The organism is Nostoc sp. DedVER02 (assembly GCF_034530675.2).
Classification (GTDB): Bacteria; Cyanobacteriota; Cyanobacteriia; order Cyanobacteriales; family Nostocaceae; genus Nostoc.
In genome coordinates this window covers 38,005-64,809 of sequence record NZ_JAVRCP020000035.1, presented here as the reverse complement: position 1 = coordinate 64,809, position 26,805 = coordinate 38,005, and the positions used below count along the sequence as shown (strand labels likewise).

22 protein-coding genes are annotated in these 26,805 nt (G+C 41.5%); 14 read left to right on the top strand and 8 right to left on the bottom strand.

Annotated elements, in window-relative coordinates; translation table 11 throughout:
* The first annotated feature begins 551 nt into the window (after positions 1-551).
* Positions 552-752 carry a hypothetical protein gene (locus RMZ41_RS25565; RefSeq protein ID WP_322642437.1) on the top strand — a complete coding sequence of 67 codons (201 nt, stop codon included), beginning with the start codon at positions 552-554 and terminating at the stop codon, positions 750-752.
* A 170-nt stretch (positions 753-922) separates the two neighbouring features.
* Here the strand turns inward: RMZ41_RS25565 and larC are convergent, their stop codons facing one another.
* Positions 923-2,209 carry a nickel pincer cofactor biosynthesis protein LarC gene (larC, locus tag RMZ41_RS25560; RefSeq protein WP_322642438.1) on the bottom strand — a complete coding sequence of 429 codons (1,287 nt, stop codon included), beginning with the start codon at positions 2,207-2,209 and terminating at the stop codon, positions 923-925.
* Positions 2,210-2,309: 100 nt separating this feature from the next.
* Between larC and RMZ41_RS25555 the strand changes: the two genes are divergently transcribed.
* The 3 genes from RMZ41_RS25555 (at position 2,310) to RMZ41_RS25545 (ending at position 6,129) form a co-directional block, all read left to right on the top strand.
* Positions 2,310-2,969 carry an L-threonylcarbamoyladenylate synthase gene (locus tag RMZ41_RS25555; protein WP_322642439.1) on the top strand — a complete coding sequence of 220 codons (660 nt, stop codon included), beginning with the start codon at positions 2,310-2,312 and terminating at the stop codon, positions 2,967-2,969.
* A gap of 396 nt (positions 2,970-3,365) precedes the next feature.
* Positions 3,366-4,586 (top strand): HetZ-related protein, encoded by a 1,221-nt coding sequence (locus RMZ41_RS25550; RefSeq protein WP_322642440.1) that lies wholly within the window; start codon positions 3,366-3,368, stop codon positions 4,584-4,586.
* Between the two features lie 703 nt (positions 4,587-5,289).
* Positions 5,290-6,129, top strand: a complete 840-nt coding sequence (locus RMZ41_RS25545) for a DNA adenine methylase (RefSeq protein WP_322642441.1) — start codon at positions 5,290-5,292, stop codon at positions 6,127-6,129.
* Between the two features lie 327 nt (positions 6,130-6,456).
* Here RMZ41_RS25545 and ald read toward each other — a convergent pair whose 3' ends face one another.
* Positions 6,457-7,548, bottom strand: coding sequence for an alanine dehydrogenase (gene ald / locus RMZ41_RS25540; protein WP_322642442.1), 1,092 nt, complete (start codon positions 7,546-7,548; stop codon positions 6,457-6,459).
* A gap of 418 nt (positions 7,549-7,966) precedes the next feature.
* Between ald and RMZ41_RS25535 the strand changes: the two genes are divergently transcribed.
* From RMZ41_RS25535 to RMZ41_RS25510, 6 genes are all read left to right on the top strand, one after another.
* Positions 7,967-8,137 (top strand): hypothetical protein, encoded by a 171-nt coding sequence (locus RMZ41_RS25535; protein WP_322642443.1) that lies wholly within the window; start codon positions 7,967-7,969, stop codon positions 8,135-8,137.
* Between the two features lie 326 nt (positions 8,138-8,463).
* On the top strand, positions 8,464-8,757 hold the full coding sequence (locus RMZ41_RS25530) for a hypothetical protein (protein ID WP_322642444.1): 294 nt from the start codon (positions 8,464-8,466) through the stop codon (positions 8,755-8,757).
* Positions 8,758-8,925: 168 nt separating this feature from the next.
* Entirely contained in the window at positions 8,926-9,933 is a 1,008-nt protein-coding gene (locus RMZ41_RS25525; RefSeq protein WP_409875955.1) for a WD40 repeat domain-containing protein, read from the top strand.
* 612 nt (positions 9,934-10,545) lie between these two features.
* Complete coding sequence (locus RMZ41_RS25520; protein ID WP_322642446.1) at positions 10,546-11,601, top strand: permease; 1,056 nt, start codon at positions 10,546-10,548, stop codon at positions 11,599-11,601.
* Between the two features lie 92 nt (positions 11,602-11,693).
* Positions 11,694-12,467: a TIGR03943 family putative permease subunit gene (locus RMZ41_RS25515; protein ID WP_322642447.1), complete on the top strand. Its 774-nt coding sequence runs from the start codon at positions 11,694-11,696 to the stop codon at positions 12,465-12,467.
* 45 nt (positions 12,468-12,512) lie between these two features.
* On the top strand, positions 12,513-14,012 hold the full coding sequence (locus RMZ41_RS25510; protein ID WP_322642448.1) for an Ig-like domain-containing protein: 1,500 nt from the start codon (positions 12,513-12,515) through the stop codon (positions 14,010-14,012).
* Between the two features lie 22 nt (positions 14,013-14,034).
* On the opposite strand, the gene RMZ41_RS25505 is transcribed toward RMZ41_RS25510, so the two are convergent.
* From RMZ41_RS25505 to RMZ41_RS25495, 3 genes are all read right to left on the bottom strand, one after another.
* Positions 14,035-14,874, bottom strand: a complete 840-nt coding sequence (locus RMZ41_RS25505) for a sulfite exporter TauE/SafE family protein (RefSeq protein ID WP_322642449.1) — start codon at positions 14,872-14,874, stop codon at positions 14,035-14,037.
* Between the two features lie 112 nt (positions 14,875-14,986).
* Positions 14,987-16,273, bottom strand: a complete 1,287-nt coding sequence (locus RMZ41_RS25500) for a sulfite oxidase (RefSeq protein ID WP_322642450.1) — start codon at positions 16,271-16,273, stop codon at positions 14,987-14,989.
* 250 nt (positions 16,274-16,523) lie between these two features.
* Entirely contained in the window at positions 16,524-17,978 is a 1,455-nt protein-coding gene (locus RMZ41_RS25495; protein WP_322642451.1) for an aminotransferase class V-fold PLP-dependent enzyme, read from the bottom strand.
* A gap of 982 nt (positions 17,979-18,960) precedes the next feature.
* Here RMZ41_RS25495 and RMZ41_RS25490 point away from each other — a divergent pair.
* Complete coding sequence (locus RMZ41_RS25490; RefSeq protein ID WP_322642452.1) at positions 18,961-20,502, top strand: hypothetical protein; 1,542 nt, start codon at positions 18,961-18,963, stop codon at positions 20,500-20,502.
* Positions 20,503-20,574: 72 nt separating this feature from the next.
* On the opposite strand, the gene RMZ41_RS25485 is transcribed toward RMZ41_RS25490, so the two are convergent.
* Complete coding sequence (locus RMZ41_RS25485; RefSeq protein WP_322642453.1) at positions 20,575-22,707, bottom strand: flavin-dependent dehydrogenase; 2,133 nt, start codon at positions 22,705-22,707, stop codon at positions 20,575-20,577.
* A 160-nt stretch (positions 22,708-22,867) separates the two neighbouring features.
* On the opposite strand from RMZ41_RS25485, the gene RMZ41_RS25480 reads away from it, so the two are divergent.
* The gene (locus RMZ41_RS25480) at positions 22,868-23,101 is read left to right on the top strand and encodes a hypothetical protein (RefSeq protein ID WP_322642454.1); all 234 of its coding nucleotides are present in this window, start codon (positions 22,868-22,870) and stop codon (positions 23,099-23,101) included.
* Between the two features lie 289 nt (positions 23,102-23,390).
* Here the strand turns inward: RMZ41_RS25480 and RMZ41_RS25475 are convergent, their stop codons facing one another.
* Positions 23,391-23,957 (bottom strand): exonuclease, encoded by a 567-nt coding sequence (locus RMZ41_RS25475; protein WP_322642455.1) that lies wholly within the window; start codon positions 23,955-23,957, stop codon positions 23,391-23,393.
* A gap of 332 nt (positions 23,958-24,289) precedes the next feature.
* Positions 24,290-25,951 (bottom strand): citramalate synthase, encoded by a 1,662-nt coding sequence (cimA, locus tag RMZ41_RS25470; protein WP_322642456.1) that lies wholly within the window; start codon positions 25,949-25,951, stop codon positions 24,290-24,292.
* 75 nt (positions 25,952-26,026) lie between these two features.
* Here cimA and RMZ41_RS25465 point away from each other — a divergent pair, with 75 nt between their 5' ends.
* Complete coding sequence (locus RMZ41_RS25465; protein ID WP_322642457.1) at positions 26,027-26,365, top strand: 2Fe-2S iron-sulfur cluster-binding protein; 339 nt, start codon at positions 26,027-26,029, stop codon at positions 26,363-26,365.
* 17 nt (positions 26,366-26,382) lie between these two features.
* The gene (locus tag RMZ41_RS25460; RefSeq protein ID WP_322642458.1) at positions 26,383-26,781 is read left to right on the top strand and encodes a hypothetical protein; all 399 of its coding nucleotides are present in this window, start codon (positions 26,383-26,385) and stop codon (positions 26,779-26,781) included.
* Positions 26,782-26,805 lie beyond the last annotated feature (24 nt).

Sequence of the window (26,805 nt, the reverse complement as noted above, 5' to 3'; positions counted from 1 at the left end):
GTCTTTGCCTGTGAATACACTTTACAATGCTTTACATTTTTTTATCAAGTTTTATTACTTCAGTAAACCTGATAGCAAAGATAAGTTTTTTTTATTTAAAATTGTAAATTGCTTAGATGTAGCCCAGACATCGTACCCTTGAGTAATCTATATTTAGAATTTGCTTAGAAATCTTAAAAATCAAAGCGATCGCTCTCTAGCTCTCTTCAATAATTTATATAGCAAGGGACTGGTGACTGAGTGAAAAGTCTTTTTGTGTCTAAGTTTGATCATCTGTTGATGTCCTAACCACCTTAAATGTTGCTATACATATAAACTTACGTGCCTATTCCAAATAATTGTTATAAAAAGCCCGAACACAAGAGTGTTCGGGCTTTTTTACGATTTAAATTTATCAAAACTAAGTAAAGTAGTCTGATGGAAAACCCGAATGGGTGAGGAATAAATCAACCGATCGGGTGATCTAAGTGCAGGAAGTTGAGACTCATAAAAAGTAAGACTCTATTACTCAAGAACATTAATTGCACTTAACTTCAACTAAAGATAATCTTATGAAACTCTCCATATTGATAGATTCTTTACTCATTGTTGCTTCTATTGCTTTATTGCCCGAAATCAGTGGTACTCAAACAGCTACTAATAATAGTGGCCAACCTATAGCTATCAACTCTAATAATTTTCCCACTCATTCTACAAACGTCAGCTACCTCAAACCTATTGATAATGCACGAAAAACTTCTATTTCCCGCTAATTACCATCCCATGACGAAAAATTACTTTAACCCTTCCAACTTTGGAGGGGTTTTCAGTTGGTGCTTGTTCTAGTGTATTAATGTCAAGTTAACGTAAAAGCCAGTCTAGAATAAATTTTTATAGGTTGCCTCCTTCCTAATCAGAGACTGAAAAGGAGTAACAAAGAGATTCAGCCATTAAGTAAATACCAACGCTGTAGCGCCAACCGTTGAATTTCGCGCCAGGGAATATTATGTTTTCGCGCTAATTCTGCACAATCTTCATATTCTGGCTGCACATTAGCAATAACTTTTTCTGGTAATTCTCCTTTCCATGCTAATTTGACACGCACTTGGCCATATTCAATTTCCACTTGTTGAATTTCCCGTTGTAAAATGGCGCGTTGCTGAGTTGTTCGCCGAATGCCCAAAGTTGTAGTTTCACGAAATACAACCGCTTCACAACTGAGTAAATTTTCTGGATGACAAATCACAGTCAACAAAATCCCTGGACGAGACTTTTTCATTGCGATCGCTTGGGTAAAAACATCCACCGCACCAGCAGCAAATAAAGCCTCAAATACATACCCGATCGCTTGGGGATTTAAATCATCAATTTGGGTTTCTAATACCGAGATGGTTTCTAAATTTGAGCTAGTATCTTCAGAACTGCTGAAATTTGACTGTAAACTTACGCTTTCGCCCAGCCAGAGGCGTAAAATATTGGGAATGGGTAAATTTATGGTTCCTGCTCCTAGTCCTATTTGCTTAATAGCGATCGCAGGTGGTGAACCAAAATCTCTTACCAAAGTAGTAGCGATCGCGGCTCCTGTTGGTGTCACCAGTTCTCTATCAATCCCATTGCTATAAACTGGACAACCCCGCATTTCCCACAGTTTTAATACTGCTGGTACTGGTACCGCCATCTGACCATGTGCAGCCCGAACAGTACCGCCACCAGTCGGGAACGCCGAACAGTAAAGTAATGGCAATCCTTCGTCATTACTCTCAATCCCCAGCCAATCTAACCCCAAGCAAGTACCCACAATATCTACGATCGCATCTATAGCACCCACTTCATGAAAATGAACTTTTTCAGGGGAAATTCCATGCACCGCCCCCTCTGCTACTGCTAGCTGCCGGAATACCGCCAAACCCCAAGCTTCTGCCCGCGATGGCAACCGCGCTTTGAGAATCATTTGCTCTATTTCTGGCAAGTGGCGTGTGTGATGGTGACTATGTTCGTGGCCATGTTCGTGGTGGTGATGGCGATCGTGTACTAAATCCACATGGACTTTAGTCGCCTGCTGACCATTCCGTTGGACAAGTTCTGCTCTTAACTGATATTCCTGCTCAATTCCCAATCCATTGAGTTTTTCAATTAAATACTCCACAGGAACACCCAGACTGACCAAAGCACCCAGGCACATATCACCAGAGATTCCTGTCGGACATTGAAGATAAGCAATTTTATTCATAATAAATTAGTCATTAGTCATTGGTCATTAGTTATTCTCCCCTATCTCCAGTCCCCAATCCCCAGTCCCTAATCCCCTATCCCCAATCCCTAACCCCTCTATGGCAAAAATTTTCCCAGTTCATCCGGATAATCCTCAAATTCGTCGAATAGAGGAAATAAAGTCGGCGCTTTCTAGTGGCGCAGTCATGCTTTACCCTACTGATACAGTCTATGCGATCGGTTGTGATTTGAATGCTAAGTCGGCGGTAGAACGAGTGCGGCAAATTAAACAGCTAGCAAATGATAAACCACTGACATTTTTATGTCCCTCGCTTTCAAATGTGGCAACTTATGCCTTCGTAAGTGACACAGCCTATCGGATTATGAAACGCCTGATTCCAGGGCCATACACGTTTTTGCTCCCAGCAACTAAATTAGTACCGCGATTGGTACAAAGCCCTAAGCGGAAAAGTACTGGAATTAGAGTACCAAACCATATTGTGTGTTTGGAGTTGTTGGCAGCTTTGGGTAATCCGATTATTTCAACTTCAGCACATCTGCCGGCAGATGAAGCAGATAATGGCATGATTCGGATAGATCCAGAAACTGTTCAGTCACGGGTAGAGCTATTTGACCGTTTGGACAAGTTGGTAGACATAATTGTAGACACTGGTGAAGAACCTACTTATGAAGTATCTACGATTTTGGATATGACCGGAGACGAAGCAGCAATTATACGGAGGGGTTTAGGTTGGGAAGCAGCAGCAGCATGGGTATAAGAATCAGACTTCACAGGCACACCTCTCCGTTTCGGAAATTGCGATCAAAGCGACTCCAGTTTTTAAATTGTCATATTTAAACGCGATGTCTACGACGGGCATAGATGCAATAACAGGATGGTGGTAAAAGTCGCTACAGCAAGGGTTTTACAAATTTAATAAAATTGTGGGTACATGAGTACCCGCATCAATGTGGTGGCTTGTGAAAAAAACCGACACATTGCCATAACTGTAACTCTGTCGTATTTCCTACAGTTTTATATATGAGCTTTAGATGTGAGCATTATATGGGGCAAGTCTTAAAAGATGAATGCCCAAAGATTCATAAGCCTTGGCCGGCCTTGATTGCTGTGTCTGCGTTGTAATTACGGTGCAATACTACTCCCTGGAAAAGTCATGAAAGCTAACGTCGTCAATCTACCAAACTCTACACCCATTTTTGATAACCACTTTTCAACTGAAGAATTTTCAGACAACAGCAGCGAAACCTTGATTGAATTGCTATGTCAGGAAATGCAAGCACAAGTGAAAGCAACGCCCAAGTGCGTAGAAGCTTTAGCAAACCGCATAGCTGTAGAAGTAGAACGCATTTGCGATAAAAGCTCGCGTATCCAAACATCTGGGCAAATCAAATCCTGGCAGATTACGTTGGGAAGGCATCGGATGCAAAAGTGCTTACGTTACTACCAACTAGGTTCCAAACAAGGGCGGGTGGAATTACATAGTAATTTGGGTGCTATGGTTTACCGCCATGTAACTATATCTGGCTCTGAGTTGGGCTTTGATGCTCGTTACAGCCTAATTGAAGATTTTTTACAAGCATTTTATATCGAAGCGATCAAAGCTTTCCGCAGAGAAAACGAACTACCTGACGATCATACACCGCGTACTCAGCTGCAATTAGCTGAATATATGGCGTTTACAGAACAGTACGCCAAACGCCGGATCAATTTACCTGGTGGTGCAAATCAACAATTAATTATCTTGCGGGCCCAAGGTTTTGCTCGTCGTCAGCCGCAAGAAACTACTGTGGATATTGAAATGGCCGTGGAGTCTGCTAAGGGCGAAGAAGCAGAATCTTACCAGCGTAACTCGGCAGTGCAACAGCTGCGATCGCAGATGATTGCCCAAACTAATTTCGATCCATCAGAAGAGTCAGAACGCGATCGCGTCATCAGTGAATTGATGAAATACCTGGAGTCTCAAGGTCAATCTGACTGTATGAACTACCTCAGCCTGAAACTTCAAGACCTCTCAGCCCCAGAAATTGACCAAATTCTCGGCTTAACCAGCCGTCAGCGCGATTATCTCCAACAACGCTTTAAATACCACGTAGAAAAGTTTGCCAAACAACACCATTGGCAATTGGTACATCAATGGTTAGGTGCGGGTTTAGAGCAAAAGTTGGGTTTATCTTCCCAGCAGTGGGAAATCTTTGTGAATCAACTCACAGAACAGCAACAGCAAATATTACAATTAAAAACTGCAAGACAAACCGATCAAGCGATCGCTAAAACCATCAAATGCACCCCCAAACAGTTACAAAAACGCTGGACTCAACTGTTAGAACTAGCATGGTCTATCCGCAACGGTCATACTGAAGCACAGACTGGTTGAAGTTAAGATGAAATAACTAAAATTAATCCAAGTTCAAATTCCAGTTATTATAAATTTTGTTATAGACAGGACTTACACAATAACCCTCTAAAACTCTTATTCCTTTGCGTCCTTCTCTAACGAGATGCTGCGCGTAGCTTGCTTCCCCCGAAGGGGTATACGGTTCGTTTGAACATGATTTTGCGTAAGTCCTAATAGATATGATGGTTCTGCGGTGGAATAATGAAAGTGAATAAAATTAGAGAAGAATATAAACCCAGTATTTCCCCAATTCTCTAGTCTTTCGAGAGCGCAGAAACTCCAATTGGTACACAATTAATAGCAAAGCCAATGATAAAACTTAGTGCGACCAACTACTTGAGCCAGTAACGTTGTTCTTTATAGCAACAGTCAATGTGGTTAGGACATCAACAGATGATGAAACTTAGACACAAAAGGACTTTTCACCCAGTCCCCAGTTCCCAGTCCCTTGCTATATCTTGTGGAACGTCAAAAGCTTTTTGGATGAGTCAAAACTAGGCGTAAGCGCCACCCTTGAGATTGACAGTTACACGCAACAAATTTGGGCTTTACCTTCTTAAGTTGATACCAGTGAGCAGTTATATTCCCCTTCCGTATGGTCTATTTACCTAAAAATTTCTTCAACAATATCACCCTATTATACAATAATATTACGCATACTTAATAATTTTTAGGTCAAAATATGGTATCAGTCAATAAAGTAGTAAAACCGTTTCTGAAGTGGGCAGGAGGAAAAAGGCAAATTGTTCCATTAATAGAAAATAATCTTCCTATAAATTATAATTATCAAACTTACTATGAACCTTTTATTGGCGGAGGAGCGGTCTTATTTACTTTGCAACCGAAAAGGGCTGTAATTAATGATAGTAATACTGAATTAATCAATTGTTTTGAAGTTATTAGAGACTCCGTTGATGAATTAATTGAGAATTTAAAAACTCATAAGAATAATGAGGATTACTATTATAGGATTAGAGATTGGGACAGGCAAGAAAGCTTTCAAAACAGAACACCAGTAGAACGAGCATCAAGAATTATTTTTCTGAATAAGACTTGTTATAATGGCTTATTTAGAGTCAATTCCCAAGGACAATTTAATGTACCTTTTGGTAAATACAAAAATCCAAATATTTTAGATTTAGCTGTTTTAAAAGCTGTAAGCAAATATTTAAATGAAAACCAAATTACAATATCTAATTTAGATTTTCAGGACGTTCTTAAAAATGCCAAGAAAGGAGACTTTGTATATCTCGATCCTCCTTACGATCCAGTCTCTGATACTGCTTCCTTTACTAGCTATAGTGTAAATAGATTTAATAAAGATGAACAAATTAGGTTAAAAGAGACATTTGATAATTTAGACAAGAGAGGGTGCAAAGCTTTATTAAGCAATGCTTATACAAACTTCATAAAAGACTTGTATAAAGATTACGAACAGATAAAAATATCGGCAATTAGAAATATTAATTCAAATGCTAAAAAAAGAGGTGAAGTAGACGAAATTTTAGTAAAAAACTATTAGTAAATTATTTAATAAAAGACAAAAATCTAAAAATGATATTGGCTGGGAAAAGTTATTTCAAAAATATCGTAATTAGAAAATATATCTAAAATAGGGTTTTTGAAATGGACTCTGCAAATCATACATAATACAGCAAATAGTAATAGTACAAGATGCAAATCGCTGAAAGCCAGTCCCAATAAGGTGCGCGGATGGTTTAAAAATGCTAGTGCCGTAAAAATATAGAGGAGTAGCGATTTTTTTCCCCTTCTCATTTTGTACATCTACCCATCCGCGCATCAGGCAAGAAAATTAGTCTGATTAGCGATCGCCTAATACTTGCACACCTTAATTTACCAAATCAGGGAATACCTCTTGCACAGCCGGATGCACTAAGCGATGATTCTGCACATTCACGCCCTTTGCTAAGGCTGGGTTAACTTCCAGCGCCTTAATTCCCAAATTCGCCAACTGGACGACATAAGGTAATGTACTGTTGTTGAGCGCCTGGGTTGCTGTCCAAGGTACTGCTCCTGGCATATTGGGAACGCCATAATGCACCACACCCTCTTCAACATATACCGGATTGGTATGGGATGTGGGGTGTAAAGTTTCTATGCAACCGCCTTGGTCAACAGCTACATCAACTATTACAGAACCAGGACGCATTTGTTTGACCAATTCGCGGGATACTAATATTGGTGCCCTACGTCCCAACACTAAAACTGCACCGATGAGCAAATCGGCTTCCTTAACGGCGGCTTCAATATGAGCAGAGTTGCTATAAAGGAATTCGACTCTAGAGCCAAATAGGGTTTCTAAATAAGATAAGCGCTCGACACTCACATCTAAAATCTGTACGCTAGCACCCATACCTACAGCAATTTTTGCTGCTTCTGTGCCGACAACACCGCCGCCTAAAATCACTACTTTACCTGGTTGAACTCCAGGGACACCGCCTAAAAGAACTCCTCTACCACCTTGTTGACGTTCTAGGAATCTCGCTCCAAATTGTACTGCTAGCCGACCGGCAATCACGCTCATGGGGGTGAGCAAAGGGAGTTTGTTAGCACCAGGTTGTTCTACAGTTTCGTAAGCGATCGCAGTTGTGCCACAATCAATTAAATGCTCTGTCAATTTGCGATCGGCTGCTAAATGTAAATACGTAAATAATATTTGCCCTTTCTGCAAAAATTTATATTCTGATGTCAACGGTTCTTTGACTTTTACAACCAATTCCCGATTCCAAGCCGTCTCTGATGTGGGGACAATTTCGGCTCCAGCACTTCTGTAATCGTCATCTGAGAATCCAGCGCCATTACCTGCTTGCGTCTCAACGAAGATGCTATGACCATTTTCTCGCAGCACCCGCACACTAGAAGGACTTAACCCTACACGAAATTCCTGATCCTTATTTTCCTTCGGAACGCCGATTTCCATATAAAACCTCTGATAATTTTTTTGTTTAACTTTAGCCTGCGAATCGCAAGCATGCTACTGACTTAATTACAGATAGCTGTATTAGAGATAGTTAATCTGTGTTCTAAGTTTCTTAATTTAATCTGAGTAGCTTCAAATTCCAGCCCTTGACTATTACCCCAGTGTTTATACAATATATAAAGAATAGTAACAATTTATTAAAAGGGTAATTGTATAGCTCCTTACTAAGAAGCTTTTGCTGAATTTATCAAGTCATCTTGGTATTCAAGCACTGCAATTAACTCATAAGTTACCAAGTGTAGGGTAAAGGTTAAGGGAAAAGAGCCAGTCAATTCCTTTAACCTTTACCGCTTATCCACAACTTCTGTTGTCAAGTCTCATATCAACTCCCGTTTGCCGAAAAAAAGGTTTCTTAAAAATGACACAAACACAACCAACGATTACACCTAAACTAGAGGAGCCAAAGTTTGGCTTTAACGAGTATGCTGAACGCTTAAATGGTCGAGCAGCTATGATAGGCTTCGGTTTGCTGCTGGTGATTGAATATGTCACCAATCAAGGGGTGCTATCATGGCTGGGTCTACAGTAGTACTACCAACCAGCAGAAGGTAGAAGTTCTAAGCTAGTAGTTAAAGGAGTTTCAACCAGCTGGAACAACCAGTTGGTTTTGACTTTGACAATTGATAGCGAACTACTTTGTCTTAGAATGTAAGCAAGAGAGGAATCGAAATACCTATTAGTGATGGAAATATCATAGACTTGCAACTACTATAGGCAAGGCGATTAATGAGTATACTTCCTACCCTACTAAAGAAAATCATAATTAGTATCTGCCTTAGATGAGAAAGGCAAATTACGGGTGAGGTATTCTTGGTAAATATACACAAAAGCTGAACTGGAACCAACCAAGCTGTGATGAATGCTGTATTACCTCGTTTTTTGAAGTCAACCTACCGAAAAGAGCCACTAATCAGTGTATTGGTGACGATGGGCACTATAGATGCCCTGATTGGCGGATTGAATGATAGCTGGTCGTTGTTCGCTTTTGGTTTGGGAACAACAGGCGTAGCGCTAGCCTTTAAATTGTGGCGTTCCCAGCAGCGCCGGACTCTACCAGAAGAACCTGTAGTGCAACATTATTTGCCCTCTCGTTCTTCTAGTGCGCCTTTACCAATGTTAAGCGTTTCTAAGAAAAAACCACCTCTTTAAGAGTGCTGAGTAGGAGAGATGCGAAAAATCTTTGTCTGTACAGGAGTTATGAGTTGATAATTCATAATTCTAAGTTGTTTGTTTCTATATATAAAGTGAGGCAAAAGTGTGAGTAGTGAGGGAAGAGGTGGGGGTAATGTTCTGCGTCCGTATATTATCCTGGCATTTATGGCAGCTGTTGCCCTTCCAGTGACTACCTGGGAAGGATTTTATATTCATCAAGCTCATGCTGCCGTTGAAGTAATACCAACCTCCCAAACTACTAATAGCTTTAGTAATGCCCAACTACTTTACACACTTAGAGGACATAACGGAACTGTTAAATCTCTCGCTTTCACTCCAGATAGCAGAGTTCTTGCAAGTGGAGGTGCAGAAAACGAGGGGATTATTCGCCTGTGGAATCCAGTAAATGGCAAAAAGTTAGGGAATATTAACAAAGCACATAAAGCAGCCGTAGAGTCTTTAGTGATTTCACCAAATGGGCAAACCCTTGCTAGTTGTAGTGATGACAACATAATTAACCTCTGGAACCTGAAAAATTTTAAATTTACCCGCTCTTTTGTCGGACATACCAGCAATGTATTATCTTTAGCTGTGTCTCCTGATAGTAAAGTTCTCATCAGTGGAGCTTTGGATGGGATTCGGATATGGGATTTGCTACAGCAACGCCCTCTAGGGACTCTGGTAAGCTTTGATAATTTGATTTATACTCTGGCTATTAGCCCTGATGGACAAACCTTGGCTAGTGGTGATAATAAGGGTGTAATTAAGCTGTGGAGCTTGACTACTGGTAAATTAATTAGTGAATTTGTCGCTCATTCTAATGTTGTTAGCGCTGTCATCTTTACACCAGATGGAGAAAAATTAGTTAGTGCTAGCCGCGATCGCACTGTCAAAGTGTGGAATATTAATACTGGAGAATTAGTCCGTACCCTCACAGGACATAATAACTGGGTAAATGCGATCGCCATTAATCCCGATGGACGAACCCTTGCTAGTGCCGGCAGAGATGGAATTAAGTTGTGGGATATAACTTCAGGTGAGTTAATAAATACACTAACTGGACATACAGACTGGGTAAGTGCGATCGCTTTTAGTCCAAATGGTAAAATTCTTGCCAGTGGCGGATTCGATCGACAAATCAAAATTTGGGGAACTCCACAAAAACTTAATTAACAGTAAATACTAGAACCCTAATTTTTTAAATAAGTTGGGGTTCTGAATGGCTTTTTGACAAGGTGATAAGTTATGGATAAAGAACAAGGTCTTGCAAGCATTTACCGGGTTTGCTAAACTTTTGTCTTGCCTTTTTAAAGTTTTTATAGTAAAAAATCAACCAAAGCTCAGATTAGATTTTGCTATAACTACCCAAAATCAATAATTGTAGCAAGCAAGAGCGATGTCTATGATGGGCTACGCCTAAGCTAATTGTTGAATAACTGTGAATACTTGATGAAAATACAGCCGAGCTAATATCTTATCCAGCAAATTACTGTAAGTATAAACATAGGTAAATTCAAATTATGTATGCAGCTACTTGCCCTCTAAAATCGGAACAAATTCTGAACTTAGGCAATCTTAGAACTGGTCATCGTCAGTAAATGCACTCAGGTAAAAATTACTATCTTGGCTGAAGCAAAGGTTTGTAGCGCTTAAACGCTATTTAAAAGGTAATATAACTTGCTACTTAAATGATGTTTAATTGTCCCGAACTGCTTTTGATCCCCATTTCGATAGAATTACTAGGCAGAACCCTAAAACTAAAAACCGCTTTTGACTGCGACGCACATGAATCAACTCAACAATGGTTTTACGATATTTCTAAGTCTGCTAGTCGAGGCGATGCCTTTTTTGCTTCTTGGGGTTTTATTCTCCAGTTTGCTGCTATTTTTTGTTGATGAGCGCAAATTAGTAGAAAGAATGCCCAAAAATCCTCTGCTGGGTGCTTTAGTTGGCAGCATGATTGGCTTTTTATTTCCGGTGTGTGAGTGCGGGAATGTACCGGTAGCGCGGCGGTTCCTGATTCAGGGAGTACCCACACCAGTCGCCATTGGTTTTTTGCTAGCAGCACCAACAATTAACCCAATTGTAATTTGGTCAACTTGGACAGCGTTTCGAGATCAGCCAGAAATAGCAGTCTTACGAGTCGTATTTTCCCTAGCAATTGCTACAATTGTTGGTTTTGTTTTCAGTTTTCAAAAGGACTTAAATCCTATAATCCAACCTGCGATCGCTCGGTATATGAAGTTTAATCCACTTGCGCAGCCTGAAACCAAACGCCGTGGTAAACGTTACCAAGTAGAACAGCAAGAAGCAATACCAAATATCTTGCAATCCGGGACTTATATCTTAGGAGGAAAAGCCAGTGTACCTCTGCGGATAGATGCTAATTTTGTACAGGCGACTACCCCAATTTCTAATACCAAGAAACCCCTTGCAGATAAACTACGCCTAGTAGTAGATAATAGCGTCCAAGAATTCCGAGAATTGGGCGGAGTGATGATTTTAGGAAGTGCGATCGCAGCTGCTATTCAAGTCCTAGCTCCCCGCGAAACGATCCTAACTTTGGGTGCTGGGCCTATTAGCTCGATTGTAGTCATGCTGATATTAGCAGTAGTGGTGTCAATTTGTTCTACAGTCGATTCTTTCTTTGCCCTGTCTTTTGCCTCAACTTTTAGTAGTGGTTCATTGTTGGCATTTCTGGTATTTGGGCCAATGATTGACATCAAAAGCGTTGGTTTAATGTTATCTATTTTTAAGCCCAAAACTGTCTTTTACTTATTTGCTTTAGCAGCACAATTAACATTTGTGTTAACTCTTTTCCTCAACTTGCATGTTTTTTAAAAAATTATTTGTCATTTGTCATTTGTCCTTTGTTTAATGACCAATGACCAATGACCAATGACTAATGACCAATGACCAATGACCAATGACTAATGACCAATAAAAATCCAAAATTTAAAATCCAAAATCTGTTATTCCCTTGGCTGGATGCCCTAGCAATTGCAGCTTGGGGCATTTTGATGTTGAGATACTGGTTAACTAACAAGCTGAACCTGTTGATTCACCCAAATTACATTTGGTTTGTGGTTGTAACTGGTATCGGCTTGATAGTTATTGGTTTCTTCAAAATGCAGGAACTTTGGCAGCGCCGTCGCCATGATGTTACGCCAAACGGCCAGCATATTAGTTTATTTCCCCCTGGTTGGGGCAGTGTTTTATTATTAATTACAGCAATTCTTGGTTTTATCATTACACCGCAAGTTTTTGCTAGTGACAAAGCACTTCAAAGGGGCGTAACGGCTGATTTATTAGGAACTACACGTGTCAAACCTCAAGCTTTTCGGGCTACTGTTCGTCCAGAGGAGCGATCGCTTGTAGACTGGGTACGCACTGTCAATGTCTATCCAGAACCAGACACATATACAGGTCAAAAAGTCAAAGTTCAGGGATTTGTCATCCATCCGCCAGATATAGGAAAAGAATATTTGTTCTTAGCCCGATTCGTCTTAACTTGCTGTGCAGCAGATGCTTACCCAGTAGGATTACCCGTCAAACTCCCCAACAATCAAGAACCTTATTCTGCTGACACTTGGTTGGAAGTAGAAGGACAAATGATGACAGAAAATTTGGCAGGAAAACGCCAACTTACCATTGCCGCTACCTCTCTTAAAAAGATTCCTCAACCCCAAAATCCTTATAGTTATTAGTTATTTGTTGATACCCAATTCCCAATTCCCAATTCCCAATTCCCAATGACAAAATCTAAAGCATTTATCCAACCATTGGATCGGATAGCGATCGCACTGATGCTACTGCTAAGTGTGCTGATTGGGTTAATTATATTGCAAGGTGATGTGGTAACTGCTCGTGTGCGGGATTTTACCTGGCAAAATCAACAGATTGGGGCGGAAGATAACTCTTTCACCCTCACCTTCAGCCGCCCAATGGAAACAAAAAGCGTAGAGAATAACTTGAAAATCGAGCCACCTCTAGCAGGTAAATTCAGTTGGGCAGGACGGCGAATGGTTTATACGCTGCTAACACCAGCACCTTATGGCACGAATTATAAATTGCAGTTACAGGGAGCCAAAGATAAGTTTGCACAGCAAGAAGGTAAAAATCGGTTTATCCAGCCTTTTACAGGGAGTTTCCGCACACGCGATCGCGTCATTCTTTACATAGGAACCGATAAAGAAGAACAGGGACGATTAGTTTTATACAACTTAACCCAAGAGCAAAAAAAGATACTTACTCCCAAAGACTTGATAGCAATGGATTTCGAGTCATTTCCAGAGGGGGAGAAAATTTTATTTTCGGCTCGCGCCAGCAATAATGAAGACTTACTTTCAGCCCAACTATACACAGTGACAACAGGTGTTTCTAGTAAATCTGGACAAGAAGCACAACCAGGAGGCAAAGTAGACCTAGTTTTAGATAGTAAAGATTATCAAAACCTGAAATTTGATTTATCCCCTGATGGGCAAACTATTGTCATCCAGCGCGGAAACAAAAATAATCCTGGCGACTTTGGACTATGGTTTATGCCAGCAACCAGCGACGGTTCAGCAGAAAAACCCACCCCTAAACGTCTGAAAAGTCAGCCAGGGGGAGACTTTATGATTACCCCAGATAGTAAAGCTGTAGCAGTTGCTCAAGGACAGGGAGCAGCAATTTTACCACTGCAAGGTGATGCCAGTAAACCCTTAGATTTTCTGCCACAATTTGGTTTGGTACAGGCTTTCTCTAAAGATGGCTCTCAAGCAGCGATGGTAAAGTTTAATACAGATTACACACGAGATTTGTTTTTGGTGACAAATCAAGGTGTACAGAAACAACTATTAAAAACAACAGGCTCAATTGTCAGTTGCCAATTTGATATTGCCTCACCCACCCTCTACTGCTTGCTAACACAGCTAGTATCCAAAGAACAATACATAGAACAGCCTTATGTGGTGGCAATTGATCTGAAAACTGGACAACAGAAACCACTGCTAGTACTGCCTCCCGCTCAACGAAATGTGCAAATGAGTTTATCTGCTGACGGTTTAGGCTTGTTATTTGACCAAGTAGTACCGCAGACAAGCCCCCCAGCATCATTACCCAAAAATACTTTAAAAACGGATGATGGAGATGTCATTGCTACTAGTAGCCTGTGGTTAATGCCTTTGTTGCCCATTGCTGATGCTGCAACTGTTGAAATTAGACCAGAACAACTCCCCTTAGCTGGGTTTCATCCCCGTTGGCTACCTTAAAGAAGTTTAGATTCCCGATTTATTAAACAAGTCGGGAATTTTGTTGGTAAAAAGCTAACAATTTCTCATTGATTGGATCTGAAACTATAAATTGATAATTTGTCCAAGCTTCCCAAAAAAGATAGATTGATAGTACGCCTAAGAAGATACGAAGCACTAAATTTACAGTTGAATCTGGTAGTTTTGGCAATGTACGAGTACTCATTTGAACGCCTAAAAGACCACCACATCCTAAAACTAGACCTTGAGTAAATAGAATATTTCCTTCTAATGTATGCCCTGTGCAGGCAGCTAAAGCAGTTATAACAATTACACCCAAACTAGTCTGAATTGCAACTTTAATTTCTTCTCCAAGTAGCAACATTTGAAGCGGTACCATGATTGTACCGCCACCTAAGCCAAATAAACCTGCTAAAATTCCTGCTGCTCCACCAGTGCCAATTTTAGAAACTAATGGGTTAAAAATTGGTTCTGTATTCTCTTTCTCTTTGAAAGCTAGTTGTTTACGAAGCTCAATCAAATAAATGTTAGCAAGTAGTATTATGCCAAATGTAAACAGTATTATATAAGATGGGATTTTATTGGCGAAATATACACCTATTCCAGTAGTTAAAAAGGCGGGAATTCCTAAATAAATTACTCGTTTAAAGTCAAAGTAACCCATCCACCAATTCTGCAAACTTCCAGAAATTGAAGTAATCACAATTGCAAGGCTACTAGTAGCGATCGCCTGAACGGGAGTATAACCTAGTGTGACTAAAAGAGGGATTGTAATAATACCACCACCTATTCCTAAAAGTCCAGCTATAACTCCAGATATTAAACCCCCAGCTACTAAAATCAACCAACTAAAATCAATCATAAATAGGAATTGGGAATTGGGAATTGGGAATTGGGCATTAATTACAGACGCGATTAATCATGTCTCTACTCCCACCTTTTGTACAGACACAATTAATCGCGTCTCTCATCTCTTATCCCTGTACTGTCACTGGGTGGCTAACAACGGCACCGTAGAGCAAGCCAGAATCATTCCACGGAACTGTACTCGGTTGTGTATTACCTAAATTGTCGGTAGCACGAGCTTGGATAAAATATTCGCCAGGAGTTGGGTTCCATTCAATGTCCCACCGTGTCCATGCAAATGGAAAGTTTGGTTCTCTTAGTCGAGCAAATTGCCAAGTTTTACCACCATCTAGACTGACTTCTACACGGACAATTTTTCCTTTCCCAGACCAGGAACGTCCACGTAGTAAATGGGTTTTAGCTGAAAGTGTAGCGGGCCAAGCCAACTCAAAAGCGCTTTTAACATTTTGATAGGTAATCAGCTTACCTTTATATGGTGCGATCGCTGGGTAATCTGCACCAATCAGCACCATTTGTTCTGTTACCCACTGGGTATATATCGGTGTTTCAGAAACCTCAATCCGCTCTATCCATTTAACGTTGGCGTTTCCTCCCCAACCAGGAAATAAGGCACGGCATGGCTGGCCATGATCTGGAGGTAATGGTTCTCCGTTCATGGCATAGACGACGAGGGAGTTATCTGCTAATGCTTTGGCAATGGGAACTACATTACTGAATTTGGATTTATTCGCCTTCTTTGAATCCAGCGAATCAAAATCTGCACCTTCAACGAGTACATCTTTGGCTGTGGATTTCAATCCAGCCTGCTCTAATAATAGGCTCAGTGGTACACCAGTCCACTCAGCCACACCAATAGCCCCAAGCCTCCACCGGGTTCCAGGGAGTGGTATGTTGTAAGCTTCTTCAAAGAACCGCCGACCATTAGCAGCACACTCTATGGCACAAGTGACTGAGATGGACGGCATACCAATGATTTCATCGTAAGTGAACTCACAAGGCGCAGAAACCCCAGTTCCATGAATTTGCAAACGCCACGTAGATGGGTCAAAGGGTGGAGGTGTACTGCGGTTGTGAACATAGAACCAATCATTTGGCACTAAATAACCACGCTCATACATTGCTTCCCAGTTCATCTCTAATGTGCCTTTGCTATGAGATATATACCCTGGTGGCAATGGTTTAAGTATTTTACTGCCTTTAGTTTTAACAGCCGCTTGACTGTGAGCAGGCGCAGGTTTAGCTAAACCCCCAATGGCTGTTGCACCAACCATTGTGGCTAATATTTTCAGAAAGCGTTGACGCGAAATACCTGCATCTGCACTTTTTTGCCAGATGCACTCATCAACCCGTGCGTGTAGATAATCCTCCTGGTCAAAGAGGTTTTCATCGCTCAAGCTATACTCCCTTTTAATTCATAATTTGTAATTAGCAGATAGAGATGAAGGAGGGCAATGGGGAGATAAGGAAGATGAGTCAGACAAGAAAGACAACAAAAATAATCCATGCCCAATACCCCATGCTCCATGCCCTAAAAAGACTAGTACAGGTCGGCGTAAATAAACAACCCATTCAAAATCTCTGAAAGCCTTATACTGTCTTCATTTTTAATTTTTAATTTTTAATTTTTAATTCCGCCTTGCGGTACTAGCTATTTATCGCTGTCCAAACACCAGTGATTTCATCTTGTGTGTAGTTGGGTAAATAGTGGTCAAATCCGTTTTTAGCTATTTGAGCGATCGCATCAATAAAGCGATCGCAGTCTTGCAATGTATTATATACTGCAAAACTAGCGCGGATAATACTAGGAATGTTGCGCGTAATTCCTCTGTCTACTTCTTGAGCAATTTCGTAGTCTCGCTCATCCGAAATATTCTTGAGTTTGCGAATGTATTCATAAGTGCAGAAAGCCCCAGCCCTAACGCCAATGCCGTATTCTTGTGCCAAAATTTCTGCTACTAAGCGTCCATCAAACCCATCAATATCAAAGGGAATAACATGGGCTAAATTATCTCCTGGGATATGTAATTGAACTTCAGGAATCAGCCTAAGCCGTGTATATGTGAATTCAACTAGAGAGTGTTCATACTGAGCAATGCGATCGCGCCCTACTGCTTCGATAATTTCAATGGCCTTAGCAATTGCGATCGCACCCATTGCATTTGGTGTTCCAGGGTCATGGGCGCGTTCTGTATAAAAACGCTTGATTTCTAGGTTTCTGGTGATATAAGGCAGGTTCCCGCCACCAATTTGATAAGGATAAGAACTATCAAAAAATTCCTTTGGCCCCAGCAAAACGCCAGTTCCATAAGGTGCATACATTTTGTGTCCAGAGAAAGCTACAAAATCTAAATGACATGGGTCATCATCAGCACGCATATCTACTCGTTCGTGCTGAATTAACTGACACACATCAGCAAAAATCTTAGCGCCGTACCGATGTGCTAAAGCTGCAATTTCGTAAATCGGCGGTCTATAACCTGTAATTGTCGAAGCACCTGTAATTGTTACTAACTTAATTTGCTCGGCTTCGGGAAGGTTTTGGTGTGCCTTGAAGATATCTTCAATTTCTGCGACACTTACACTTCCATCTGGCTGGGTTCTGTACTGCACAACTTCGTCTCTAGTAACCCAAGGTAGCAAGTTTGATGAATGCTCAATATCAGAAACTAAGATTTTTCCAGGTTTTTTTGCCCAAAGTGTAGCAGCCCCATTAATTGCTTCTGTTGTATTCTTCGCAAAGATTACATAGTTGTTTAAAGATGACCCTACAAAGTCTCGAATGACGTTCCGGCTAGCGTCATATTCTCGTGTAGTGATGATGGACTTTTGCCCAGAACCTCTATGCACGCTGCCATAAGTATCAAGCATCTCATCCACATGCTGCTTAAGGGTTGCAAAGGGAGTGGTAGTAGCTCCATTATCCAAGTTGACATACTCAACATAGCTTCCTTTAAGAGTCTTCACCTGAAAAGATAGAGACTCATCTGTGAATAACGGTCTAATTTCTTTGTCCCAAAAACTGTCAAAATTTTCTGCAACTAGCGGTAATTGGACAGCTTCTTGCTTTGTATTTACACCCATTGCAAGTATGTCGGTCATCTTTAGCACCCCTATTTTAAACTTGGAATTTCTAGAAAAGCCTAACTGCAACACAGCTTTTATAATGCAACAATCACATTAATAGTTAGTAATCATAGTCTTTATAACTACTTTGCTGCTAGTAGAAAACTCGGTTGCTACAATTATTCTTTAATAAATTAATAAAAAACGATATCCGTACTAACCCGTAAATTAAATGTTCTTTATGTTAATTAAAGTACTTTGTAACAAAAACTTATAAGTATTAAAGTATACTTTAAACAATTTTCTTGCCGTCATTAAACAAACTTGATGTATTGAAGGCAATTTGAGAGAACAGCCTCTAACTAACTAAGGCTAAAATTGCCTACTAGAAATGTTTTGAGCGATAAAAAGGTCGTTCTAAGTTGAGATTATGCTTTAAAAAAGTTTCATAAATACACTGATATAAATTATTACTGCTTTAAAATCACTTTATGCGTGTTTACCCGTGCATATCAGATTTTCGTAATATTTTAGTCTTAGCAGAAACTCTTAGTTGTTTGCTGATATTAAATAGCGATCGCTCAAAATAACAGAACGCTCGTTAAATAGGAGATACTTGTACTGACATCTATACCTAAGTAATAAATAATTCAAAATAAAATGTAGTGAAGAATACATTTTAAATTAATATCTTAAGATAGATGCGATTAGAGAAAATAAAGTGTATGCTGATGGCGCATTTTCATGTAAAAAAACTTCTGTGGGACAGAGCCATTACTCTATTAATCTCCCCTGCTCCCTGCCCTGTTCCCCCGTGCCTCTTCTTGACGGGGAAGAGCATCATAGTGTTATAACGGCATCAGTCTAAATACAAAATGGGGAACACCAATTGATGATTAATTGCTGGTGCCTGGAGAGAGTTAAACTTAGCTTCTAGAGCAAACCCTGATTAGACAAAGTTGATAAGCAATGCTAATGCCAGCACTGCTGATATTTTTAGGCAGGTGGGTCAAGAGTGATGAATGAAGCTGACACCTCAAACAAGGGGGCTGTGATGGAATCCCTAAATTCTGCTAATTCGCCACAATCGGAGCAGGCGAGTTGTCCCTTTTACTCAGTTGTGCCTAATGACAATATGACAGTTAAACAACTGCCACTGCTCATGCCAGCTGAAGATAGACAATTTTCAAAAGATACCACCCAGCAGGACTGGGTTGCAGAGCCGGAAAGCGGCAAGCAAGCACTTATTGACTCAGAGTTTCAAAACCTGCTGGCATTGAACCAAGAATTACGGGCGGCTAATAATAACTTGTATGAACAAGTGGAGCAGCTAAAAGACAACCTAGCTGAGTCTGAAAAGGTTTTACAGTGGCAGAAAACGCGCTCCAGCGTTACTGAGTCCATGTTCAACCAACATACTCAAGAATTGGCTGCGGCTCAAGAACAGATAAAATCCTTATTTCAACAATTAGAAATTGCTGTACAAACTCTTCAACGCCAGGAAATTGTTGCTGATAGTTATAAAGCACAGCTACAAATTAGCCAGCAACGCCTTGCCCAGCTAGAGCGAGAATGTACATTGTTACATACTAATAACAGCGAACAATCTGAGCAGTTATTACAGTCAGAAACTGTTTGTCGGGAATTGCGTACTAGACTGATGCGACAACAACGCCAGACGCTGCAATTTAAAGCGGCTCTAGAAAAATGTTTAGATACATCGGTTCCTAGCTATGACTCCTTAGAAGATACTGCAAAACACCCCAAAGACATAACTAGCAGACAAGGAAGATTTTCTAGAAAAGCTCGGTCTTTGTTTCCTAATGCCCAGCCAATTCAACCTTGGTCAGCAGAATCAGAATCCTTGACTGACAATGAAGATGATTCTTGGGGCGAACCCTCAACACCAATCCCATTCCAAAGAAATGAACCGACTCCACCGCCATCATCTTCTTGGAACTGGTCAGTTAAGCAAAAGACCCCAAAACCAGCAGAACCTCCTGCCCCGTCTCCAAAAATTGACGCTCCAGCTACACCAGAAGCTGTTTCAACTTCAGGGTCATCCAATTTAGATCAGCAATTGGATAGTCTAATCCAAATGTTTTTCATTTCCCAGCCTGAATCTGCATCACCACCGCCTGCGGCAAAAAAAGATGTGGATGCTGTGGATGCTAATAATGCCCCTATCTGGGAAACTTTAGCAACAATCCTAGAAGATGATGAGGAAGTAGAAAATCCCCGGGAGGCGTATTTAGAGGTAGAAATCAATCCCCCTGCAACTACCTCCACTTCTGGGACGGCAGATTCTGTAACTTCACCAGCCAATAACTTACTAGTTTCTTCTACCTCCTTCCACACTGAGCCGCCTGTTGGAGAAACTGAAGATTACTGGTCAGAAGTTTCTCAATTGTCAGAAAATGATTTTCCCCCAGACTTACTAAGCGATAACACTGATGATGCCAATTCACCTTCACCAGTAGTTTATCCTCAGCGTCCACCCAAGGGGCGTAAGTCATTGGCATCTGTGGAACTACCTAATTTTCGCCCCAAAGGTCAATAGAGACGCGATGAATCGCGTCTGTACAAGAGACGCGATTTATCGCGTCTGTGATTAATGCCCAATGGCCAATGCCTAATTAAGAATCCTGGCTTCTGATTTCGGAATTATGGCTTCTGGATTCGTTTTTGTTACTTGAGAGCGCGATCGCGGTTTGCCTGTGGCGATCGCATAATTAATCGCCAGCAGCCACAGCCACAAGCCCGGATTCCGGGGTTCTAGCCAATGACCTGCCCGATTCAAAAAGCGTCCGAACCAGGGACTTAGCAAAGCGCTAACGAGGGCATGACGACCAAAGTTGAAATAACTACCAAGCCATCGCATTAAATCTCTAGGGCCAGCAAGTTCCCAAATCCATAAAAGTAAGGCAGGATTTTTCCTAGCAGCTTTCAGTGCTAGGCGGTTAAAGGTTAACCAATCACACCTATCTTTGATGAAGTTATCTGCTACTTCTTGGGGTTCGTCTGCTAACAGTCCAAAGAAGGTGTTGAGCATAGAGTTAATGCGCTGGGGCGGTAAAAATTTTCCGGTGGGAACCATCATCCCTTTGGAAAATAGCCAAGTCACGGAAACGTTACTTTGGTAAGCGCGAATCTTATTCAAGTGGCGGAAACTCAACAAGTCATGTTTGAGAGCAATATCCAATAGGGTTGTTAAGCGCTCTAAGTTACGAACTAGGGAACCAAAACCGGTGAATACTAGGGGAGATTGGAGCGATGCAGCATCACCGATCGCAATTAATCGATCGAAGGCAACTGTGCGATCGCTACTTCCCACACTAAAATGTCCTGGTATATACCCAAATGTCGGCTTCTTCCACACTAATTTGTCCATATCGCACCTGCGATACTCTGGCAAAATCGTGAAAAAGTCCTCGTACATCTCTAGCAAGGAACCGGGATTTTCAGCATTGACTTCGTGGTAATGAAATAAATAAATCGTCAGTTCATCATCTGCTCCAGGAAACAGTTCCCAAATTAACTGCCTTCCCCGCGAAATATCTCCATGACTATAAAGTACATCCCCATATTGGGAATCCCATACTCCCGGCTCAAATCCGCTCTCAATTGCCGCTCCTACCGTCGGACATACACTATCAAAGGCACGACCACCATTTAATTGCCAAGCGATGGGTGAGGCCGTTCCCATTGCATCTATTAGCAGCCTTCCACTTACTTGTTTTTCAACCTGGCTAGGTAAGTGCTTGACTTGCAATAGAACTTGTGATATATCAATATCTGCACGGATAAACTCTGTTTCATCCCAAATTTCGCCGCCTGCGGCTTGCAGTTTTTGCCCACACATAAGGAGCCATTTTTCGGAATCTAAGCCTAAATTTAGGACTGTGGGTGTGTGCAGAACGGGCGATCGCAGTTTGGATGGGTTATTCGCATCAAAAAACTTATTGAATCCATCTTTGTATTCTCTGGCAATGATGGTTTCTAACTCTACGGGGGTGACTAAACCCAGGTCAAGCAAGCTTTGAATCTCATCGCGGGAAATATTCCATTCTCGGTTCATCTTGCCAAAAGGCATTCGTTCCACCAGCAGGACTTTATATCCTAGTTTTGCCATCAATGCTGCATGAATCGCGCCTAATGCGCCACCGATATAGATGATGTCGTACTGGGGAATTGGGAATTGGGCATTGGGAATTGGGGATGGGACATTGGTTATTTCCCCTTGACTCTGCTGCGAAAACACAACCTGACGCGGCTGCTGCGGATTTCGTACTCCTTCACGCCATCGTTGTTCCCACCAGTAGGCGCGTGTTAAATCGTATTCACCGTTGGGCATTTTCTGAAAATACTTGACAGTGAGCGGATAAGCAGAGGCTAACGCGGCAAAAATCGATTGCTGGGATAAATCAATTGTTGGCGGTTCTGGGTAATGATGCGGAAAACGGTTTCTGATTTCTTTACTTAGGCGTTGCAGAATTTGTCCCTCATTAGGAAAGGGTTGTTCTGCCCAACGAAAAACTTTTAAATAGGTAGTTCGTTGCACCGACCAGATAAATACCGAAAGTTCCGCAGGCAAGTTTTCGGAAACAGCCGCCCCAGCAGATGTAGTAGCACTGGGTAATTTGAGGCGAAAGCCTTCCGAAGTAAGCACTTTTTCTCCATTTCCAGGTTCAAAATCTGTTTGTAGCCAGCTACGCACAGTTTCTATATCTGGAGTTGGAACTTCTAAATAAAGGATCTCTTTCATTTTTTCCTGACATCTCACATCAATCTACTCACTAAGACAGATTTTCTTAAGGCACAAAGTAAGGTAAACTCCGCCCTATTAGTTTCATAAAGATTCAGTGAAGAAATTTTAAGAGTTTGTCAAATTTATTGTTCATTTTGTATTTCTGTAAACCCACGCCATGAATTATCCCATTCCAGACAGCCCCCAGGAAATTTTTGCTCTGCGACAACAGCCGATTGATGAGGAACTTGTTGCTGCTGCGATCGCTGGCGTAATTAAAGTTGTCCGCGCTCAGGGGCAATCTTTGGAAGAATTAACCGCTCAGTTGCTAGCAGACGATCCACTGCTGGATCGGGAACAACGTCGCTGGTTGAGCCAATTAGTTGCCCAATCTTGGGAAAAGTTCTCTTAAACCCTTGCTTTAGATGAAGTTTTTGTGGAAGCATTAGATTTTTCGGTCTGCACCTAAGTATTGAAATATTGGCGATGCCTGAGTTGGGCTTTGCCTACGCACTTCAGGTATTAAGAGTAACAATAATTGTCTGTATGAGATGGTGATTGAGTTGCTGTTTTGGTATTCATGGTACAGAAGCCACTAAATTAACCATATCAGCGTTTTACATTGCTAATGAATTTGATAAATGCGATCGCATGACTATTAAAACTTACGCAAACAATATGTACTTTTGTGTAAGTCCTAACTATCTTTCTTCTCTATCTAAATTTGCTTGCAAGAGATTACAGAACAACTTTCCTTGCTGAATAGCATCATTTAAGGCAATGTGAGCCAATGGAAGATTTTCTAACCATGTAGATGGTAGATTATCCTTGCCAGATTTGCTGTAGCTTTGTTTCAAAAATGCCATCGCATAGGATCGGATATCCAATGCCGAAAATTTAAAGGGGCTATCACCCACAAAGTTGATCAAGTACCAGTAGACAAACATAAAGTCATAAGCAGCTGGATAGCCAACAAAGATCGGTTTCCCTGGTAAAGCTACAAGCCAAGAGTGGTAAGACTCCATGACCTTCAAAGGGGGCTTGAGATCGGCTCGACTGGCTGCCCAAGCATCTGGCTGCTTTGCCCACCATTTCATAGTTTTGGGGTGTCCTTGTGCCCCTGGCAAGGTTTCTAAATTAGCTGTAAAAGTCGCAACTAATTGTTTGTCTGCGGTATATGCAGCTGAGGCAAGACTAAGCATGGAGTGGGGCCCAGGGATAGGGCCATCCGCTTCTATATCAGTGCTGACGTAGATTTCGATTGTCACCTTCTATCCTGCCTGTCTTTTATCAGTGTCGATCGCCATTGCCTAGATTTTACCAATACACGGGTTTTGGTCGTTATGCTCGCCTGTGGCAAAAAAATTACTTTGAAATCCAAAGGTATTGATCAGATAATTACTAATTCGTAATTCGTAATTCGTAATTCGTAATTAAATAGGTACAAGCCCGTTGATTCATCAATGGAAACATAAAAATGCTTAGTATCTTCAGTTAGACCGCCGACTTCAGTCGTGGGGTAAAAATTACGAATTATTGTGACTTATGGGAAGCGATCGCACTTTGGCGATCGCTTCCCTCACACTACATATCCCTTTTGTCAACTAGAAGCTTTCACCACCGCTGACCCTTGGGAGTGCAATAACAAACCATATTCCAAGCCCTCCACCACTGCTTGATAGGAAGCCTCCAAAATATTGGTAGAAACCCCTACCGTTGTCCAGCGTTGACGACCATTGCCTGATTCTACCAACACGCGGGTTTTCGCCGCAGTGCCCGTGTGTCCGTTAAGAATCCGCACTTTGTAATCTGTCAAATCGAAGGTTGCTATTTGAGGATAAAAATTCACCAAAGCCTTGCGTAAAGCCGCATCCAACGCCGCAACCGGGCCATTACCTTCCGCCGCTTCGAGAATATTTTTGCCGTCAACAGCGAGTTTGACTGTAGCTAGGGCGTTACTAGTTTCTTTCCCCTCAATCAAGTCACAGTGGACTTGAAAACCTTTGACTTCAAAAAACTTCTGACGATCTCCCAAAGCTTCGTGCATCAGTAGCGCAAAACTCGCCTCTGCTGCTTCAAATTGAAATCCTTCACTCTCCAAATCTTTGAGACGCTGAAGAATTTGCTTGGCTTCTGCCTTTAGCTGATTGAGGTCAATCCCAAAACTTCGGGCTTTGGCTAAAACATTGCTCAGTCCAGACTGTTCAGAAATCACAATGCGGCGATGGTTCCCGACTTGTTCCGGCTGAATGTGTTCGTAAGTGAGGGGATTACGTTCTACAGCTGATACATGAATACCACCCTTGTGGGCAAAAGCCGAAAGTCCTACAAAGGGAGCGTGTTCATCAGGTGCAAGATTGACAACTTCACTCACAAAACGACTCGCTTCTGTAAGTTGTGTTAGCTGGTCTTCTGTGATACAACTGTAACCCAGCTTCAGTTGTAAATTGGGAATTAACGAACAGAGGTTAGCATTACCGCAACGTTCACCGTAACCATTAATTGTCCCCTGTACCATCTTTGCCCCAGCCATCACTGCGGCTATTGCGTTAGCAACCGCCATTTCGGAATCATTATGAGTATGAATTCCAATTTGGGGGATTGTCCTTTGTCCTTTGTCCTTTGTCATTGGTTCTTGACTAATGACTAATGACAAATGACTACTGACATCTTGAACAATTTGGCTAATTTCATGAGGTAAAGTACCGCCATTGGTATCACAGAGGACTAGCCATTCAGCACCAGATGCGATCGCAGCCTCTAATGTCTGTAAAGCATAATCTGGATTGTGCTTGTAACCATCAAACCAATGTTCGGCATCGTAGATAATCCGACGACCTTGAGAACGGAGGTACTCGATGGTGTCACGAATCATCGCCAAATTTTCTTCTAATGTCGTCTTCAGGCTAGTTGTGACATGTAAATCCCAAGACTTACCAAAAATCGTTACCCAGCGAGTTCCCGCCGCCAAAATATCTTGTAGCATCGGTTCGGTTGCGGCAGTGGAGTTAGGCCGGCGAGTCGAACAAAAAGCCACAATTTCAGCTTGTTTTAGCGGATCTTCTTGGAGTTGCCAGAAAAATTGTACATCCTTGGGATTAGCACCAGGCCAACCGCCTTCAATAAAGGGAACTCCCAGTTGATCGAGTCTCTTGGCAATGCGTAACTTATCTTCTATCGATACTGATAGCCCCTCGCGCTGAGTGCCATCCCGTAATGTAGTGTCATAAAGCCAAAGTTGAGGTGAGGAATTTGTGGTCATAAAACTGGGACCGACGAGACAACTTTCGAGGCAATGTGTCAATATACAACAAAAAGCCTGTTTTACAGTTTAAAAATGCCTAAAGTACTAGCTGAAGGTAAAACAATTCAGTGTGTAAGCGGAAGCAATCTCCGAACAGTTTTACTGCAAAATGGTATTAACCTCTACAATGACGGTGCTAAGGTAATAAACTGTCGCGGCATTGGCAGTTGTGGAACCTGTGCGGTTAAGGTAGAGGGCGAAGTCTCAGCAGCGAATTGGCGCGATCGAACCCGGCGTTCGCTTCCTCCCCATTCTCCTACAACAGACTTACGTTTAGCCTGTCAAACTCAAGTTTTAGGCGATGTGCAAGTGACAAAGTTTGATGGATTTTGGGGACAAGGTTCTCGAATAGTGTGGACACCAAAAGGTTAAAAAGGAGTTAAGACAATATGGGTAGATGGACACCCTTAATTTTAATGGCTGGTGGTTTAGCCATTCTGCTTGGTACATTACTAGGCATCAATTTTCCTATGGGCGTACAAACCGCTAACGCTCCCGGTGGCAAAGCAGCAAAAGTCCTGCCAGCTAATATCAATGTTAATAGTAGCGCGGGCAGCAAAAATGAAGAAACTGCAACCGAAGGAAATGAAACAACCGAAACAAACGAAAACAGACGCACTATTGTAGCCCCAAGACCTGACAACAGAAGCAGCGTTGCTCAAAATCCTTCTGATGACTCAACATCACCTGCTGACAGTACAACAGACGGCAATACAAATAGTTCAGAAACAAACACACCATCAAGTGATTCCAATCAAAGCAACGAACCAATTCGCGCCTTGTGGTAAGGATATATGTCTTTAGTTACGAGT